We start from the raw sequence: 15,914 nt of genomic DNA on the forward strand, positions 1-15,914 counted from the left end.
CATGGTAGAGAATTTTCTTAGGGAATACGCAAAATTAATTGCAGATTATCCTGAACAGATTAACACTCAAAAAATTGAATTAAGTGAAAATTTTTTTGAGATTGTTCTTTTTGCACATAAGGTTGATACAGGTAAGCTTATAGGTAAAAATGGAAAAATGATCAATGCTATAAAAACCGTAATCTCTGCTTATAAGAGCAAGGATGCAAGTTCTTATAGGGTAACGGTAAAAGCACTTGAGTGAAAAAGATTTTGTTCAAGTTGCAAAACTTGGTAAAACTGTGGGTCTTAAGGGTTATGTAAAATTGCATAACCTGAGCGACTTTTCTTCTCAATTTAAAAAAGATGCTACCTTTTTTATAAAAAATACCAAAGAAATATTAAAGATTAAGCATTATAATGCAAGCAATTCTACTGTTTTATTTGAGAATTATGAAGATATAGAAAAAGCTAAAGAATTAACCAATCTTATTCTTTTTCAGAGTATCGAGAAAAGTAGACAAACTTGTAAATTAAAAAAAGATGAGTTTTTTTATTTTGATATTTTAGAGTGTGAAGTTTTTGAAGAAGATAAAAGATTAGGTAAAGTTGTTGATATCTTGGAAACTGGAGCTTTTTATTTATTTGAAATTCAAAGTGATGAAAAATGGGTGAATAAAAAATATTCTAAAATATTTTTTATTCCGTATCTAGATAAATTTGTTAAAAATATAGATATAGAAAAACGACAGATTTTTTGCACGCAAGATGCTTTTTTAATTTTAGAAAATTCATGAAATTTAGTTTCGTTTCTTTATTCCCTAATCTTATGGAATTTTACTTTCAGGATTCTATACTTGCAAGAGCAAAAGAAAAAAAACTTTTCAAACTTAATTTTTATAACCCAAGAGATTTTTCTAAAAATTCTTATTATAAAGTCGATGATTATAAAATAGGTGGTGGAGCTGGACTTTTGATGCAAGCTGAACCTATGTATGAGGTGTTAAAAAGTATTCAAGAAAAAAAAGAAAATCCCTATTTTATTTTTTTAAATCCAAGTGGTAAAACCTTTAATCAAAAAGATGCCAAACGCTTAAGTAAAAAAGAACATATAGTTTTTGTGTGTGGGCGCTATGAAGGCATAGATGAAAGAGTGCTTGAAATTTTTGCGAATGAAGTTTTTAGCATAGGGGATTTTATTTTAACAGGAGGAGAATTACCTGCGCTTGTAATGTGTGATGCGATTTTAAGAAATGTTAACGGGGTTTTAGGGAATATGGAAAGTTTGGAAGAAGAAAGCTTTGAAAATAATTTACTCGAAGCACCTGCTTTTTCAAAACCTTTTGTTTTTGAGAAAAAAAATCAAAAATTTTATACTCCTTCAGAGTTTTTAAAGGGTAATCACGCTAGAATTGCAAGTTTAAAAACTACTTTGGCGTCTTGCAAAACGAAATTTTTTCGTCCAGATTTATTTTTAGAGCATGAACGCAAAAAATAAGGGATTTTTATGAAAAATAAATATATAGAACAATTTGAAGCAAAACAAATTGAAGGTAAAAATGTTCCAGATTTTCGTGCTGGTGATACTTTAAAGCTTGCAATTCGTATCAAAGAAGGAGATAAAACAAGAATCCAAAATTTTGAGGGTATTTGTATTACTAGAAGAGGTAATGGCGTAAGCGAAACTTTTATCGTACGTAAAATGGGTGCTAATAATGTTGGCGTTGAGAGAATTTTCCCTATTTATAGTGAGAGTTTGGAAAGTATTATTGTTTTGCGTCGTGGTCGTGTACGCCGTGCAAGATTATTCTACTTAAGAGATAGACGCGGTAAAGCAGCACGTATTAAAGAGCTTAAAAAATAATTTATAATTATTTTTTATTATAAGTCTAACAATTAAATAATTATAATTAATTTATAATTTTTATTATTTGATTTTAATTATTAATAATGCTCTTATATAATATTCCTTGTAAATATTATATAAGGAGAGAAAATGTTTTCTATTAAAAAAACTTTATTAATATTAGCAAGCGTGCCAATGTTTTTGAGTGCTACTGAATATCAATTAAGCACTCATGTCTTGGATATTACTTCTGGACAACCTGCTCCTAAAGTAAAAGTTGAGCTTTATAAGTTGGAAGCAAATCAACAGTGGAAAAAAGTAAGTGAAGAATTTACCGAAGAAAATGGTAGAATAGGAGATTTATTACCATATGAAAAAGCTGAAAATAGGGCTTTTGGAATTTATAAGCTTAAATTTTTTACAAAAGACTATTACACATCACACAAAATAAATACTTTTTATCCTTTTGTAGAGGTAAGTTTTGAGCTTTCTAAAGATCAAAAACATTATCATGTTCCAATAACCCTTTCTCCTTTTGGTTATTCAACTTATAGAGGAAGCTGATCAATAAAACGAAAGAAAAAACCATGTGGACTAAGAATTCTTGGAAAAACTATCCCATAAAACAGCAACCTATCTATCCAGATCAAGAGGAAATGAATAGAGTTTTAGCAAGACTTGAGAAACTTCCTCCTTTGGTTTTTGCTGGAGAAGTGAGAAATCTTCAAAAGTCTTTAGCAAGAGTTTGTAAAAAAGAAGCTTTTTTACTTCAAGGTGGAGATTGTGCTGAAAGCTTTGAAAATTTTGGCGCTGTAAATATCCGTGATATGTTTAAAATTTTACTTCAAATGGCTATAGTGCTTACATTTGCCGGTGGATGTCCTGTTGTAAAAATTGGTCGTATTGCAGGGCAGTTTGCCAAGCCAAGAAGTAGTGATTTTGAAGAGTTAAATGGTATAAGTCTTCCTAGTTATCGTGGTGATATTATTAATGGTTTTGAATTTAGCGAACAAGCACGCATTCCTGATCCACGTAGAATGCTTGAAGCTTATTATCAAAGTGCAACAACGCTAAATTTGTTGCGCGGATTTGCTAAGGGTGGTTTAGCAGATTTGCATGAAGTACATCGTTGGAATTTGGGCTTTTTAAAAAAGAGTGAACTCCATAAGCAATATACTGATATCAGTGAAAAAATTTCACAAGCTTTAGCTTTTATGGAAGCTTGTGGGATTAATACAAGTAATACCCCAAGTCTAAGAGAAGTTAGTGTTTATACTTCACATGAAGCTTTACTTTTGCCTTATGAAGAAGCTTTAACTAGAGTGGATAGTTTAAGTGGAGAAATTTACGATTGTTCAGCTCACATGCTTTGGATAGGTGAAAGAACAAGGGCGCTTGATGAAGCTCATGTACATTTTTTAAGAGGAGTAAAAAATCCTTTAGGGGTTAAAATAGGACCTAGTGCAAGTGCTGATGATATCATAGCTTTAGCAAATGTTTTAAATCCAAATAATGAAGAAGGAAGATTAAATATTATTATCCGCATGGGTGCAGATAAAATTATCAATAATTTGCCAAAAATTTTCTCCAAACTTAAAAGTGAAGGTTTAAATTTAGTATACAGCATAGATCCTATGCATGGAAATACAGTAAAAGCAGGTAATTTTAAAACACGTGAGTTTGATAAAATCATGCAAGAAGTGGGATCTTTTTTTGAGATTGCAATAAGCGAAGGGATTTATCCAGGTGGAGTGCATCTTGAAATGACCGGGAAAGATGTAACAGAATGCACAGGTGGTGCAAGCAATGTTACTGCTCAAAGCTTAGAAGATCGTTATGAGACTCAATGCGATCCAAGGCTTAATGCGGATCAAGCATTAGAGCTTGCTTTTTTAATTGCAGATTTAGTAAAAAAGGCTAGAAAATGAAACTTTATGGTATTAAAAATTGCAATTCTGTAAAGAAAGCTATGGATGCTTTAACACAAAAAGGTGTTGTATTTGATTTTATGGATATTAAAAAGATTAATCAAGATATTTTATACACATGGTTAAAACAAAAATCTTTTGAAGATCTTATCAATACTGCTGGATTAACTTCTAAAAAACTTGGTTTAAACAAAGAAAAAGTTAAAAGTTTAAATGAAAAAGAACTTGAGAAAATTGTATTAGAAAATCCAAGCTGTATTAAGCGTCCTATTATCGAGTATGAGCAAAACATATATATTGGCAAGGAATATGAGAAAATGTTATGATAGAGTGTTTGATTACACTCTATTTTTTATCAATTGATTAATTTCATTTTGATGTGGAAATCTTTCGCTTTCGCAATTAATAAGTTGTGTTTTAGAGAAGATAACTTTTCCGTCTACTTCAACGACAAAATCACCTCTACCGCCAATTTCAAATTCTACTTCAATATCTTTGAAATCGCTTTGTAGTTCTTCTGCAACCCTTGCAGCTTGTGGGCGATAATTTCAAAGATTACAATAAGTAATTTTTACTTTCATTATTTCATCCTTTGAAAAGTTTATTTTATTTAAGATTAAAATCTTAAATTTTTATTATAGTTTATTTTGGCTGAATTTTTGCCTTTTTGTAAAATTTAAGTTGAAATTTAGGGCCAATTTCTTTCAAATTCAGCGAGAAAAATTTATAATTTTTATCAAAATTACAATAAGCCTTAAAAAATTAAAGGAAGAAAATGAGTCAATTTACACACTTGCATTTACATACAGAATATTCTTTGCTTGATGGAGCCAATAAGCTTAAAGAATTAGCTTTGACTTTAAAAGAGCAGGGTGCTACAAGTGTGGCTATGACAGATCATGGAAATATGTTTGGGGCAATTGATTTTTATCAAACAATGAAAGCACAAGGTTTAAAACCTATCATTGGTATGGAAGCGTATTTGCATAATCACGATGAATTAGATGATAAAAGTTCTCGTCAGCGTTTTCACCTTTGTTTGTATGCAAAAAATGAGATCGGATATCAAAATTTAATGTATTTAAGTTCTCAAAGTTATATTAAAGGTTTGTATTATTATCCGCGTATCAATAAAAAGCTTTTGGAAGATTATAGCGAAGGTCTTATTTGTTCTTCTGCTTGCTTGCAAGGTGAAGTAAATTGGCACTTAAATACTTATAGTGAAAGAAATGTGCGTTTTGGTGCAAAAGGCTATGAAGCAGCAAAAGAAGCAGCATTATGGTATAAAAAAGTTTTTAAAGATGATTTTTATTTTGAAATCATGCGTCATGGTATAAGTGATCAAAGAATGATAGATGATGATATTATCAGACTTTCTAAAGAATTAAATATAAAAATCATTGCTACAAATGATACGCATTATACTTTTAAAGAAAGAGCGGCTGCCCATGAGGTTTTTATGTGTATAGCTATGGGAAAAAAACTTAATGATCCTGATAGAATGCGTCATAGTGTGCATGAATTTTATGTTAAAAGTCCTGAGCAAATGAGTGAGCTTTTTGCAGATATTCCAGAAGCTATAGAAAATACACAAGAAATCGCACAAAAATGTAATTTAGAGCTTAATCTTGGCAATCCCACTCCACCGAATTTCAAATTTACAAGAGAATATGCTAAAGATCATAATATTACCTTACCTGAAGAAACAAAAGAATTTAGCTTTGATAATGATGACATAGTTTTTGAAGAGCTTTGTAAAAAGGGACTTGAAGAGAGATTAAAATTTATCGATGAAAGTAAGCATAAAGAATATAAACAAAGACTTGAAGTAGAAATTAATATCATTAAAAATATGAAATTTTCAGGTTATATGCTTATTGTTCATGATTTTATTAAAGTGGCTAAAGATAAAGGCATTCCAGTAGGTCCTGGAAGAGGATCAGCTGCAGGAAGTTTGGTTTCTTATTGTTTGAGGATTACGGATTTAGATCCTATTCCTTATAGTCTACTTTTTGAGCGTTTTTTAAATCCTGAGCGTGTGAGCATGCCTGATATTGATGTGGATTTTTGTCAAGACAGACGTGCTGAAGTGATTGATTATGTGATTGATAAATATGGAGCAGATAAGGTTGCACAGGTTATTACCTTTGGTAAGCTTTTAGCTAAAGGGGTGATTCGTGATGTGGCTAGAGTTTGTGATATGAGTATTCAAGATGCTGATGAGCTTGCTAAACTTGTGCCTGAAGAGCTTAAAATCACTCTTGATGCTGCTTATGAAAAAGAACCTAAAATCAAAGAATTTATTGAACGTCATCCTAAGGGTCCTGAAGTTTGGGAATATGCAAGAGCTTTAGAAGGATTAAATCGCAATGCCGGTATGCACGCAGCAGGTGTTGTAATTTCTAATGAAAGTTTATGGAAGAAAACTCCGCTTTTTAGACAAAGTAAAAATGATGAAAGACATTTAGTAACGCAGTATTCTAAAGATCATTTAGAAGATGTGGATTTGATAAAATTTGACTTTTTAGGTCTAAAAACTTTAACAGTAATCAATAATGCAATCAAGCTTATTAAAAAGCGTTATAATAAAGACATTATTTGGGAAACTATAGATGTAAATGATAGCAAAGTTTATAAAACCATACAAAGTGGAAATACTTTAGGGATTTTTCAAATTGAATCAGGCGGTATGCAAAGCTTAAATGCACGCTTAAAACCAGAGCGTTTTGAAGATATCATTGCGGTTCTTGCACTTTATCGTCCAGGCCCTATGGAATCAGGAATGCTTGATGATTTTATCGATAGAAAGCACGGTTTAAAAAGTATAGAATATCCTTTTGACAGCTTAGAAAAGGTTTTAGAACCTACTTATGGGGTTATTGTTTATCAAGAACAGGTTATGCAAATTGTTCAAATTATAGGTGGCTTTTCTTTAGGAGGTGCTGATGTAGTGCGTCGTGCTATGGGTAAAAAAGATCCTGAGAAGATGAAAAAGCTTAAAACTGATTTTGCAGATGGAGCAGAAAAGCAAGGATATGATAGAGCAAAAGCTGAGGATTTATGGGAGCTTATCGTAAAATTTGCAGGATATGGTTTTAATAAATCTCACTCTGCGGCTTATGCGTTGGTTACTTTTCAAACAGCTTATTTAAAAACTTATTATCCTAGTGAATTTATGGCAGCGCTTTTAACAAGCGAAGAAAACAATGTGGATAAAATTGCTGTTTATATTGATGAGATGAAAAAAATGAATATTAAACTTTTACCTCCATCGATTAACAAAGCGATCCGTGAATTTAGTGCTTTAGAGCAAGATGGCAAGGATGCTATTATATACGGACTTGGGGCTATAAAAAGTGTGGGTATTCCTGCAGTTGAAAATTTACTTGAAGCAAGACAAGATGGTGAATTTAAGGATATTAATGATTTCTTAGGTAAGATAGATCCTACCAAAATAAACCGTAGAACATTAGAAAGTCTTATTAAGGCAGGGGCTTTTGATGAGTTTGGTTTTACTAGAAAAGCTTTGTTTGATAATATGGAAAATCTTAGCGAAGCATCGCGTAAAATGGCTGAAGTAAGAAAAAATGCTGCAAGTTCTCTTTTTGGTGAAGAGGAATTAACTTCAGGTGTTCAAGTAAATTTTACTCCCAAAAATGAAGAATTTGAAGTGATGGAAAAATTAGGATATGAAAAAGAAATTTTAGGAATTTATGTTTCGGGCCATCCTTTAGATCGATTTTATGAGCAAATTAATGCCATAGATTATGTTAAAAGTTTAGATTTTGAAAGTTTAAAAAATAATGGAGAAATTTTAAGTATAGGTAAAATTGAAGATTTCAAATCCATGATGAGTAAAAATAATAAGCGTTATGGTAGAATTGAAATTTTGGATTATTATTCTTCGTTTGATGCTACTGTATTTGAAAGCAATGTAGAAGAAATAGAAAACATCATCAAAGATGAAAATTTAAAAAATAATGCCTATGGTTTTGTATTGGGATTTAAAGCTGAGGGAGGGGAGAAGCCTAGCTTTTTTTTAAAAGCAATTAAAGATTTACAAAGTCTTGAAGATGGCGAGATTAAAGCTATAAAAAAATTTGGAGCAAAAAAAGATTTCAAAAATAAAGAAGAAAATCATTTTACCGCAGAACCTAAGGAATTTGAAAAAAATATCATAGAGCTAGATTTGACAAGGTTAAATAGAGAATTAATCTATGAAATTCATGAAATTGCTAGAAATGCACATAATCCTAATGAAAAAAACAATAAAAAACTTGTTTTAAAAGTTATTAGCGCGGGATCTTGCTTGCTTTATCATACAGATTTTATTATCTCTGATAGTATAGTAGAGGAAATTTCTAATAAATATGCTTAAGTAAGATTGTTCTTACTTAAGATTTTTAAATAAAATGCTTCCAAGTCTTACTAAGTTGGATCCGCATTTTATAGCAATTTCAAAATCATTACTCATCCCCATAGAGCAAATTTTAGCCCCATGTTTTTGAAGAATTTCATAAATTTTAAATGTAGTTTCAAAGCTTTTGATAATACTTTCTTTATCTTGGCTGTGTGATCCTATGCTCATTACGCCACAAAGATTTAGATTAGAGCATTCTTCTTGTATTTGTAAATATTCTTCTACAGCTTGATTTGGATCTAGACCGCTTTTGCTATTTTCATTTGCACTATTGATTTCTAATAAAGTATTTAATTTATAATCAAGTCTTTTGTCCATAGCTTTAGCTATTTTAATACCATTACAAGAGTGCCATAATATAGGTTTTTGTTTGATTAAGAGATTGATTTTGTTGCTTTGTAGAGTTCCTATAAAATGCCACTTTATGTCTAATTTTTTTTCATCAAGATTTTCTTTTTTTTGTGCTAGAGCTTGGACTTGATTTTCTCCAAATTCTACTATACCTTGATCAAAAAGCTTTTCAATTATACTTGCATCGACATACTTGCTTGCGGCTACAAGACGAACGTTTTTGGTTTTTTCTAAAATTTGCTCTAAAGTCATTTTGATAAAGAAATAAGCCCTATTTAGGGCTTATATTATTGTAATAAATTAGCAATTTTGCTTTGAAGCTGCATGTTGGATTGCGCAGCAATAAAAGCAGCAGCATTTTCTTTTAGATAATTGGCATTAAAATCATTAACATTTTTTGCCATGTCATTATTTAGTAAATTATTTTCAGCTGCTTTTGAGTTGATGCTATTTTGAACACTTGCATTAATATTTGATGTGATGGCATTGATACCTGAGCCTATTTCACTTCTTAAACTTCCAAGTTGATCCATAAAATTTGTAATACTATCTTGATTATCTATGCTTAGTCCACCTGTTGCTAATGGATTTAAATTTGTAGTTTCAGTTCCGCTACCTACTACAAAATTCATAGTTTGAAAGACATTTTTTCCATTATAAGTTGCATTATTAAAAGAATCATTGATGGATTCTTGTATGCGTGTTGCTTCTGTTCTTAGCATTCCTTTTTGAGAATCATTAAGTGCAGCATTGTTCATTTTTACTGAAAGTTCATTAAGTCTATCTGCACTTTGAGAGATATTAGTAAGGCTAGCATCTGCAATTTGTAAAACCCCTATAGCATCATAAGCATTTGCGATACCTTGATCTATAGTGCTTGATTGAGATCTTAAAGAGTCAGCAATAGCTAAATTGGCACTATCAACTCCACTTATTGCGCGAACAGCTGCAATATTTTCTAAAGCTTTATCGCTAGCTTTTTGTGCATTGTTTAAATAGTAATTTTGTTGCATCATAGTTGCATCAGAGATCATCATGGCCTACTCCTTCTCTTTTTGGATTTATTTAATATTCTATCATTTTTTTGCTATTTTAAAGCTTAAGAAATACAAAAAAACTTGCATTATCAAGATGATTTTAATCACCACTTCACTTGCATTATGGATACTGATAAATTCTTGAGTTTTTGTAGCGTTTTCACCTAAGTTTTGGAGTTCAATTATGGTATTAGTAAAATAAAAAACAAATATTAAGCTTAAAATCAAAATAAGCAAACTCAGCATAAATTTTGAAAATTTTATTTGAAATTTTATTTCATTTTTTATAAGAGAATAAATTTCATATAAAAAATTAACCACTGAAACAAAAATCAGTAAATATCCCATTTTAATAAAAATTTGCGTCATCATTAAGCCACTTTGAAAATGGCTCAACACTCCTTCCCCTATAAGATTCTGAGGAAAAAAAATTGTTGGTGCAACAACTATTCCTAGTATGAGTTCAACCCCTATGATGGAGGCAAGTAAAAATAAATTAACAGCTTTCAAAAGTTTCTCCTTTTATTTTTTATCATAACGCATATTTGTAAATTTAGCTATAAAAGCACGATTATAACCTTGTTCATCTTTGAAAAAATCAACAATGAAATTATTTTGATATAAAATTTTTTCCAAAATTTCTTTTTGATCATAGCCAAATTCACAAGCTAAAAATTTAACTTTTTTATCGAGGGAAAAATGTATGATTTCTTCTAGAATTTCATATCCTTTTTCTCCGCCAAATAAAGCTTCTTTGGGTTCTTTTTGTACCCAAATATCTATAGGATATGAATTTTTAATATAAGGTGGATTTGAAAAAATAAAATCATAATTTTCTTTAATTTGCTTAAAATTACAAAGCTTAAAGTCAATCAAATGTTCGACTTTGTGTAATTTGGCATTCTCTAAAGCTAATTCTAAGGCTTTAGGATTGATATCACAGGCTGTGATTTTTAACCCAAGTTCTTTGGCTAAAACAATGCTTAAAATTCCGCTTCCAAATCCTATTTCTAAAATCTTATTAAAAGTATTTTTTTTGCATAAATTTAAAATTTGAAAAAGTAAAATTTCACTATCGTAACGAGGGATTAGAACGCCTTTTTTTATCTTAAATTCTAAGCCCCAAAAATCCACTTTTTCAAATATATATTCAAAAGGTTCTCCAGATTTAAAACGTCTTATAAGCTCAAAATAAGGTTTGTGATCTATTTTTATATCTTGGTTTAAAAATAACCAAGCTTTATCTTTTTTTAGATATTCACAGAGTATAAATACTGCTCCATTTTCATAACCTTTTAAGCTAGATTTAGCTTCTATAAGAGCATTTTTTATAGTCAAGAAAGAGCCTTGATTCTATCGCTAATACTTGGATGACTGAGATAAAAAAATGTATATATTTTACTTGTTTTGATAAAAGCTTTATTTTCTCTTGCTAGAGCTATCAACGCATTTTTCATATCTTCTTTGCTTGTAACTTTAGCTCCGTGTTGATCAGCTGCAAATTCATTTTTTCTACTTAAGGCATTAAGTATAGGAGAGATTAAAAAGCTAAAAATATTTGCAAAGATAAATAAAAGAGCAAATACACCGCCATTTACTCCTTCTAGATGACTTTCTAAGTAAACAAATTCAGGTAAATTTGCAAAAACAAAAAAAAGTAAAAACATAGTTATAGCACCGTTAAATAAAGCTTTGATAATATCCTTATGAACAAAATGTCCAAGCTCGTGTCCTAAAACAGCTAAAAGTTCTCTTTCATTTAAAGCTTTTAATAATGTATCAAAAAGAACCACTCTTTTGCTTTTAAAAAGTCCACCAAAATAAGCATTTAAACGTTTATCTCTTTTGCTTGCATCAATAACATAAACCCCATTTGCATTAAACCCACATTGTTTCATTAAAGAGCTGATTTTTTTCAGCAAATTTTCATCGTTTAGTTTTTCCATTTTATTAAAAATAGGTGCTATCAAGGTAGGGTAAATGAGATTTATAATCACTATAATACAAAAGGCAAAAATAAAGGCCGCAATCCACCAAAAAGTTCCAAAAAAATCATAGTAAAAAAGCAAAGCATAAAGGATTAAAAATCCAAATATTAAAGTTAAAATAAGACTTTTTACAGTGTCTTTGATAAAAAGTTTTGCAGTCATATTTGAAAAACCATGGGCTTTATCTTTGATAAAACTTTCATAAATACTTAAAGGTAGATTTAAAATGCTTGTGATTATTAAAAAAGATAATAAAAATAAAGTATTTTCAAAACGAGTGTTGTTTGAGATAAGTAATTCTTTAAGATATAAAAATCCAAAACCTATCCATGCAATATTGATGATTAAATTATAAAAATTGGAAAATAGTTTAAATTTTTCATTTTCGATGGCAATGTCTGCTGCATTTTGATAGTCTTTTTCGCTTAAAATTTGAGCTTGTTTGTCTTTTTCTCTTTCTAAGAAACGAATTTGAGTATAGGAAATCCAAGATAAAAGTGCTGTGTAAAGACATAAAATTGCAATTAAAGTCATTATTTTTCCTTGATTGGTTTTTTGCGAATTCTAGCTTAAAATAATGAAATAAAGTTAATAGCTTAAAATCTAAAATAATATTCTTTTCAACTAAGTTGATGTATATTTATAAAAAAGGATTAAAGAATGTTTTTTAAGAAAAAGATTTCACAAAAGCAAAAAGAAAAGCCTAAAATTCCAATCAATGATATGATTTTAGATGACAGACTTTGTAAGTTTAAAAATAAAGTGCAAAAGATAAGTAAAGATGAAGCTTCGGCAAGTCTGCTTGCTAGACAATTAAGCAGACTTATCAGAGCTAATAAATTTTAATTTTGACATTTTTTCTTAGGGCGAAAAACCTTAATAACTTCATCATTTGCTTCTATATAAGCACCTTCTATTAAATCAATACAATAAGGTATAGCTGGAAAAACAGGCTCTAGACATTCTTTTATAGCTTTAGGATTTCCTGGTAAATTAATAATAAAAGATTTATTGCGAATTCCTGCATTCTGTCTTGAAAGTATAGCTGTTGGGACGTATTTTAAACTTTCTAAGCGCATAAGCTCTCCAAAACCTGGCATCATTTTATCACACACGGCTTCCGTGGCTTCTGGGGTTACATCACGAAGCGCTGGACCTGTACCTCCGCTTGTAACAATCAAATCGCATTTTTTTTCATCTGCTAGATAAAGTAATTTTTTAATGATCAAATCATAATCATCAGGGATTAATTCTTTATGATAAATAATATCATTTTTTATATATGAATTTAACACTCTTTCAATTTCAGCAGTAGCTTTATCTTCGTATATGCCACTACTTGCTCTATCGCTTAGGGTTAAAATTCCTATGTTTATCGTATCCATTGTTTCTCCTTAATAAATTTTTATAACCATCCTTTTTTCTTGAAAACAACCAAAGGTAAAATGATAGAAATTACCATCACGCCAAGCACTATGGGATAAGCATAGTGAAGTTCAAGTTCTGGCATGAATTTAAAATTCATACCATAAACAGTTCCTATTAAAGTAGGAGGCATCATGGCAACAGTTGCAACGGTAAAAATTTTAATGATTTTGTTTTGTTCTATGTTGATTTGGCTGGCTAAAATGGTTTGAATATTGTCTAAGATATTAAGTTGTGAAACACTAAATTCAACCAAAGAATTTAAGTCTTTTAAAACTATAGTGAGATTTTGTTTTATATCTTTATCGATTTTATCGCTTTTTAGCAAAGAAGTCATAGCACGACGTTTATCAAATAAAGAATCTCTTACACGCATATTAAGCTCTTGTAAGCTTGAAATATCCTTTAGCATTTCATCATAACTATATTCATCTTTTTTTTCTAAAACACTTGTTCTTAAGCGTCTTGCTTCTTTATCTATCCATTCTAGTAAATCCGCATCTTTTTCAACGCGCACTTCAAACATTTTATCAATAATATCAAAACCATCTTCAAAATTCTTCGGACTAGCTAAAATTCTTGCTTGAATTTCTTCAAAAGTACTAAATTCGTTATATCTTATAGTAAATAAGATATTTTTAGCTGTAGCAAAAGTAACAATTTCTGTGCGAAGCTTGATTAAATTCCTATCTTCTTCATTGCTTTTAAGATCTCTTACTAAAAAATGAGCATTGATGGTTATTGTCGCATTGTCTTCCCAATATTTTGCGCTAAGTTCTATTTCTTCTCTTTCTTCTTTTGTAGGAAACTCAAGATTAAATTCACTTGATATAAAAGCAATTTCTGCTGCACTTGGATGAAGTAAATCAATCCATAAAATATTTTGTGGTAGTTCTTGACTATCGAGATTAAAGTTGATTCTTTGAACTAAAGCATTTTGAGTTTTGATATAAACATAGAGCATAGTTATTCCTTATTTTTAACTTTAAAATTATACCTTGATTAGTTTAAAAATCAATTTTTTAATTTTTGCAAATCAAAAACCAAATTTTCCATCTAAAGCTCTTAAACTAAGCTTTAGTTTAAAATATCTTTAATCAGTTTTTGCAAATTCCTTTTTGTTTCTTCTTGTTCTTTTATGATAAAACATTTTGCTTTTGGCCAAAAATAACTTTTAGGATTTTCAAATTTTCCCCAACGCCAATCAAACCTAGGATGTAAAAGAACTATAGTAGGAAGATCCATAGCTAAACTTAAATGCGCTATAGCACTATCAATACTAAGCATACAGTCAATATCATATAAATAATTTAGAGTATCATTCCAATTTTCTATAAGCTTGCTTCTATCTTCTATTACCTTAGGTAATTCTTCTTTTAATTGCATTTGAAAAGAAATGATTTCATAATCTAAGTCTTTTAATATATCAAATAAAAATTCAAATTTTACATTTCTTAATAAATCAGAATTTTCAGCATTAGGAGTAGCATAAAAAATACCAAGTTTTTTTCTTTTATTATGCGGTTTTTTCTGTGGCAATATAGGTGTTTTTAATCGTAAAATCTCATCAAGCTTAATATCAATAAAAAAAGGCAAAGAACAAATAGGAATAGCATAATCAAAATTTGTAGGTAGATTTTTTAAAACCTTTACATTTTTAAAAATATCATCATTTTGATTTAAAAATTTGATTTGATTTTTAAACATTTCATACATGGCACTTTGAGGAGCAAATAAAACCTTTGAAGCGATTTTGCAAAGTTTTTCTAAGCATCTTGCATACATTATAGTATCGCCAAAGCCTTGCTCGCAAAATACTAAAACTTCTTTATTTTTAAAAGCATCAACGCCAAATTTATTAAAAGCTTTTAGGCTTTCATTATAATGATAAGTAGAAAAAGTTTCATTATGAGCATAAAATAATCTGCTTTCATAATATTTCTTACCCTCTTCAAAATTATCATCCACTCCCATACGCATCAAAAGATAAGCCAAATCAAATTGATAGGTTGCATGAGAATCCAAACTAAGACATTTTTTATAAGCATGATAAGCTTCTTGATAGTTTGAGTTAAATTCTAATACCTTAGCATAGTTTTGCCAAAACTGTGCATGGTGTTGATTGGCTTCTTGTAGTGATTGAAAAAGTTCTAAAGAATCAGATATTCTAAAAAGCTTAAAAAGCAAGTATGCTTTTTGGGGTAAAATTTGATGAGTTAAAAAATCTTCTATTTTAGAAATAGTAAGATTTTCTTTGGTTTTACTGTGAAGTCTATCTTCGAGTTTAATTAAATTAAGATTGGTTTGTTCAGCAATGATTCCTTTTTGTAGTTTATCAATCAAATCTTGCATAAAATGACACAAGTGTTCATGTGCATTTAATGCCTTAGTAAAATCATGTTTAAAATAAATTTCTGCATAATTTTTCCATAGATTAAGATTATACATATCTTTAGAAAGCAATTCTTTGAAAATTTGTTCAGATTCTTCTAATTTATTACTCAGCTTATAAATAAAAGCCAATTCTAACTTAAGTTCATCTTCTAAATCATCTTTGCGAGTTAAAAGTGTTTGTAATAAATTCAAGGCTTCATCAAGTCTTAAATTTTCAATATAGCTTTTAGCAAGCATAAGACCATTAAAACTTGTAGGATTTAAAGAAAAAAGCTCTTGAGCGTAATATAAAGCTTTTTGAAAAAGAGAAAGTTTATAAGAAGAAAGCATAGCAAATTCTAAAGCAAATTTTGGACTTTCTTTTAAAAATTGCTCACTCAAGTTTAAACATTTTTCATAATTAGCATTAAAATAATAATAATGAATTTTATCAAACATATTTTTCCTTGATAGTTACATTAAATCCAATATTATCTTATAAGTTGCATAAAAAGATAATTATATTTTTATAAAATTAAATAATAAAACAAAAATAAAAAAATAAAT

The 15,914-nt window shown here is 29.5% G+C and carries 18 protein-coding genes; 9 read left to right on the forward strand and 9 right to left on the reverse strand.

Annotation, left to right across the window (positions count from 1 at the left end; genetic code table 11):
- The first annotated feature begins 1 nt into the window (after position 1).
- The 7 genes from AJN64_RS04760 to AJN64_RS04790 all read left to right on the forward strand — a co-directional run bounded on the left by AJN64_RS04760 (position 2) and on the right by AJN64_RS04790 (position 4,079).
- Positions 2-244, forward strand: coding sequence for a KH domain-containing protein (locus AJN64_RS04760; protein ID WP_002861392.1), 243 nt, complete (start codon positions 2-4; stop codon positions 242-244).
- Complete coding sequence (rimM, locus tag AJN64_RS04765; protein ID WP_070248520.1) at positions 237-776, forward strand: ribosome maturation factor RimM; 540 nt, start codon at positions 237-239, stop codon at positions 774-776. The genes AJN64_RS04760 and rimM overlap by 8 nt, the downstream gene beginning before the upstream one ends.
- A complete protein-coding gene (gene trmD, locus AJN64_RS04770) occupies positions 773-1,477 on the forward strand; it encodes a tRNA (guanosine(37)-N1)-methyltransferase TrmD (protein WP_070248522.1) in 705 nt (234 codons plus the stop codon). The genes rimM and trmD overlap by 4 nt, the downstream gene beginning before the upstream one ends.
- A 9-nt stretch (positions 1,478-1,486) precedes the next feature.
- Positions 1,487-1,843 (forward strand): 50S ribosomal protein L19, encoded by a 357-nt coding sequence (gene rplS / locus AJN64_RS04775; RefSeq protein ID WP_070292749.1) that lies wholly within the window; start codon positions 1,487-1,489, stop codon positions 1,841-1,843.
- Between the two features lie 132 nt (positions 1,844-1,975).
- Complete coding sequence (gene uraH / locus AJN64_RS04780) at positions 1,976-2,389, forward strand: hydroxyisourate hydrolase (RefSeq protein WP_002852246.1); 414 nt, start codon at positions 1,976-1,978, stop codon at positions 2,387-2,389.
- Positions 2,390-2,412: 23 nt separating this feature from the next.
- Entirely contained in the window at positions 2,413-3,753 is a 1,341-nt protein-coding gene (locus tag AJN64_RS04785; RefSeq protein WP_070292750.1) for a class II 3-deoxy-7-phosphoheptulonate synthase, read from the forward strand.
- Positions 3,750-4,079, forward strand: a complete 330-nt coding sequence (locus AJN64_RS04790) for an ArsC/Spx/MgsR family protein (RefSeq protein WP_070240513.1) — start codon at positions 3,750-3,752, stop codon at positions 4,077-4,079. Before AJN64_RS04785 ends, AJN64_RS04790 begins: the two co-directional genes overlap by 4 nt.
- A 12-nt stretch (positions 4,080-4,091) precedes the next feature.
- Here the strand turns inward: AJN64_RS04790 and AJN64_RS09250 are convergent, their stop codons facing one another.
- A complete protein-coding gene (locus AJN64_RS09250; protein WP_261008339.1) occupies positions 4,092-4,334 on the reverse strand; it encodes a SelT/SelW/SelH family (seleno)protein in 243 nt (80 codons plus the stop codon).
- Positions 4,335-4,528: 194 nt separating this feature from the next.
- Between AJN64_RS09250 and dnaE the strand changes: the two genes are divergently transcribed.
- A complete protein-coding gene (dnaE, locus tag AJN64_RS04795; protein ID WP_070240512.1) occupies positions 4,529-8,131 on the forward strand; it encodes a DNA polymerase III subunit alpha in 3,603 nt (1,200 codons plus the stop codon).
- Positions 8,132-8,143: 12 nt separating this feature from the next.
- Here dnaE and AJN64_RS04800 read toward each other — a convergent pair whose 3' ends face one another.
- The 5 genes from AJN64_RS04800 to AJN64_RS04820 are packed head-to-tail and all read right to left on the reverse strand — an operon-like array spanning position 8,144 to position 12,083.
- A complete protein-coding gene (locus AJN64_RS04800) occupies positions 8,144-8,776 on the reverse strand; it encodes a YggS family pyridoxal phosphate-dependent enzyme (protein ID WP_002855231.1) in 633 nt (210 codons plus the stop codon).
- Between the two features lie 35 nt (positions 8,777-8,811).
- Positions 8,812-9,561, reverse strand: a complete 750-nt coding sequence (flaC, locus tag AJN64_RS04805) for a flagellin C (protein ID WP_070277473.1) — start codon at positions 9,559-9,561, stop codon at positions 8,812-8,814.
- Positions 9,562-9,600: 39 nt separating this feature from the next.
- Positions 9,601-10,071: a DUF4149 domain-containing protein gene (locus AJN64_RS04810; RefSeq protein ID WP_070277474.1), complete on the reverse strand. Its 471-nt coding sequence runs from the start codon at positions 10,069-10,071 to the stop codon at positions 9,601-9,603.
- A 12-nt stretch (positions 10,072-10,083) separates the two neighbouring features.
- Complete coding sequence (locus tag AJN64_RS04815; protein ID WP_070286432.1) at positions 10,084-10,899, reverse strand: HemK/PrmC family methyltransferase; 816 nt, start codon at positions 10,897-10,899, stop codon at positions 10,084-10,086.
- On the reverse strand, positions 10,896-12,083 hold the full coding sequence (locus AJN64_RS04820) for a M48 family metallopeptidase (protein ID WP_070292751.1): 1,188 nt from the start codon (positions 12,081-12,083) through the stop codon (positions 10,896-10,898). The genes AJN64_RS04815 and AJN64_RS04820 overlap by 4 nt, the downstream gene beginning before the upstream one ends.
- Before the next feature lie 126 nt (positions 12,084-12,209).
- On the opposite strand from AJN64_RS04820, the gene AJN64_RS04825 reads away from it, so the two are divergent.
- Entirely contained in the window at positions 12,210-12,395 is a 186-nt protein-coding gene (locus AJN64_RS04825; RefSeq protein WP_002861403.1) for a hypothetical protein, read from the forward strand.
- On the opposite strand, the gene mog is transcribed toward AJN64_RS04825, so the two are convergent.
- From mog to AJN64_RS04840, 3 genes are all read right to left on the reverse strand, one after another.
- Positions 12,392-12,934 (reverse strand): molybdopterin adenylyltransferase, encoded by a 543-nt coding sequence (gene mog, locus AJN64_RS04830; protein WP_002861404.1) that lies wholly within the window; start codon positions 12,932-12,934, stop codon positions 12,392-12,394. The genes AJN64_RS04825 and mog overlap by 4 nt on opposite strands.
- A 20-nt stretch (positions 12,935-12,954) precedes the next feature.
- On the reverse strand, positions 12,955-13,938 hold the full coding sequence (corA, locus tag AJN64_RS04835) for a magnesium/cobalt transporter CorA (RefSeq protein WP_052785398.1): 984 nt from the start codon (positions 13,936-13,938) through the stop codon (positions 12,955-12,957).
- A 113-nt stretch (positions 13,939-14,051) separates the two neighbouring features.
- Complete coding sequence (locus tag AJN64_RS04840) at positions 14,052-15,806, reverse strand: tetratricopeptide repeat protein (protein ID WP_070292752.1); 1,755 nt, start codon at positions 15,804-15,806, stop codon at positions 14,052-14,054.
- Positions 15,807-15,914 lie beyond the last annotated feature (108 nt).

The sequence above is a fragment of the Campylobacter sp. BCW_4332 genome (genome assembly GCF_001763175.1).
Taxonomy (GTDB): domain Bacteria; phylum Campylobacterota; class Campylobacteria; order Campylobacterales; family Campylobacteraceae; genus Campylobacter_D; species Campylobacter_D jejuni.

What these genes read in the sequence shown, in the direction of transcription:
- AJN64_RS04760 (WP_002861392.1), top strand. Translation starts at nt 2, where the DNA reads ATGGTAGAGAATTTTCTTAGGGAATACGCAAAATTAATTGCAGATTAT.
- trmD (WP_070248522.1), top strand. Translation starts at nt 773, where the DNA reads ATGAAATTTAGTTTCGTTTCTTTATTCCCTAATCTTATGGAATTTTAC.
- rplS (WP_070292749.1), top strand. Translation starts at nt 1,487, where the DNA reads ATGAAAAATAAATATATAGAACAATTTGAAGCAAAACAAATTGAAGGT.
- uraH (WP_002852246.1), top strand. Translation starts at nt 1,976, where the DNA reads ATGTTTTCTATTAAAAAAACTTTATTAATATTAGCAAGCGTGCCAATG.
- AJN64_RS04785 (WP_070292750.1), top strand. Translation starts at nt 2,413, where the DNA reads ATGTGGACTAAGAATTCTTGGAAAAACTATCCCATAAAACAGCAACCT.
- AJN64_RS04790 (WP_070240513.1), top strand. Translation starts at nt 3,750, where the DNA reads ATGAAACTTTATGGTATTAAAAATTGCAATTCTGTAAAGAAAGCTATG.
- dnaE (WP_070240512.1), top strand. Translation starts at nt 4,529, where the DNA reads ATGAGTCAATTTACACACTTGCATTTACATACAGAATATTCTTTGCTT.
- AJN64_RS04800 (WP_002855231.1), bottom strand. Translation starts at nt 8,776, where the DNA reads ATGACTTTAGAGCAAATTTTAGAAAAAACCAAAAACGTTCGTCTTGTA.
- flaC (WP_070277473.1), bottom strand. Translation starts at nt 9,561, where the DNA reads ATGATGATCTCTGATGCAACTATGATGCAACAAAATTACTATTTAAAC.
- AJN64_RS04820 (WP_070292751.1), bottom strand. Translation starts at nt 12,083, where the DNA reads ATGACTTTAATTGCAATTTTATGTCTTTACACAGCACTTTTATCTTGG.
- AJN64_RS04825 (WP_002861403.1), top strand. Translation starts at nt 12,210, where the DNA reads ATGTTTTTTAAGAAAAAGATTTCACAAAAGCAAAAAGAAAAGCCTAAA.
- mog (WP_002861404.1), bottom strand. Translation starts at nt 12,934, where the DNA reads ATGGATACGATAAACATAGGAATTTTAACCCTAAGCGATAGAGCAAGT.
- corA (WP_052785398.1), bottom strand. Translation starts at nt 13,938, where the DNA reads ATGCTCTATGTTTATATCAAAACTCAAAATGCTTTAGTTCAAAGAATC.
- AJN64_RS04840 (WP_070292752.1), bottom strand. Translation starts at nt 15,806, where the DNA reads ATGTTTGATAAAATTCATTATTATTATTTTAATGCTAATTATGAAAAA.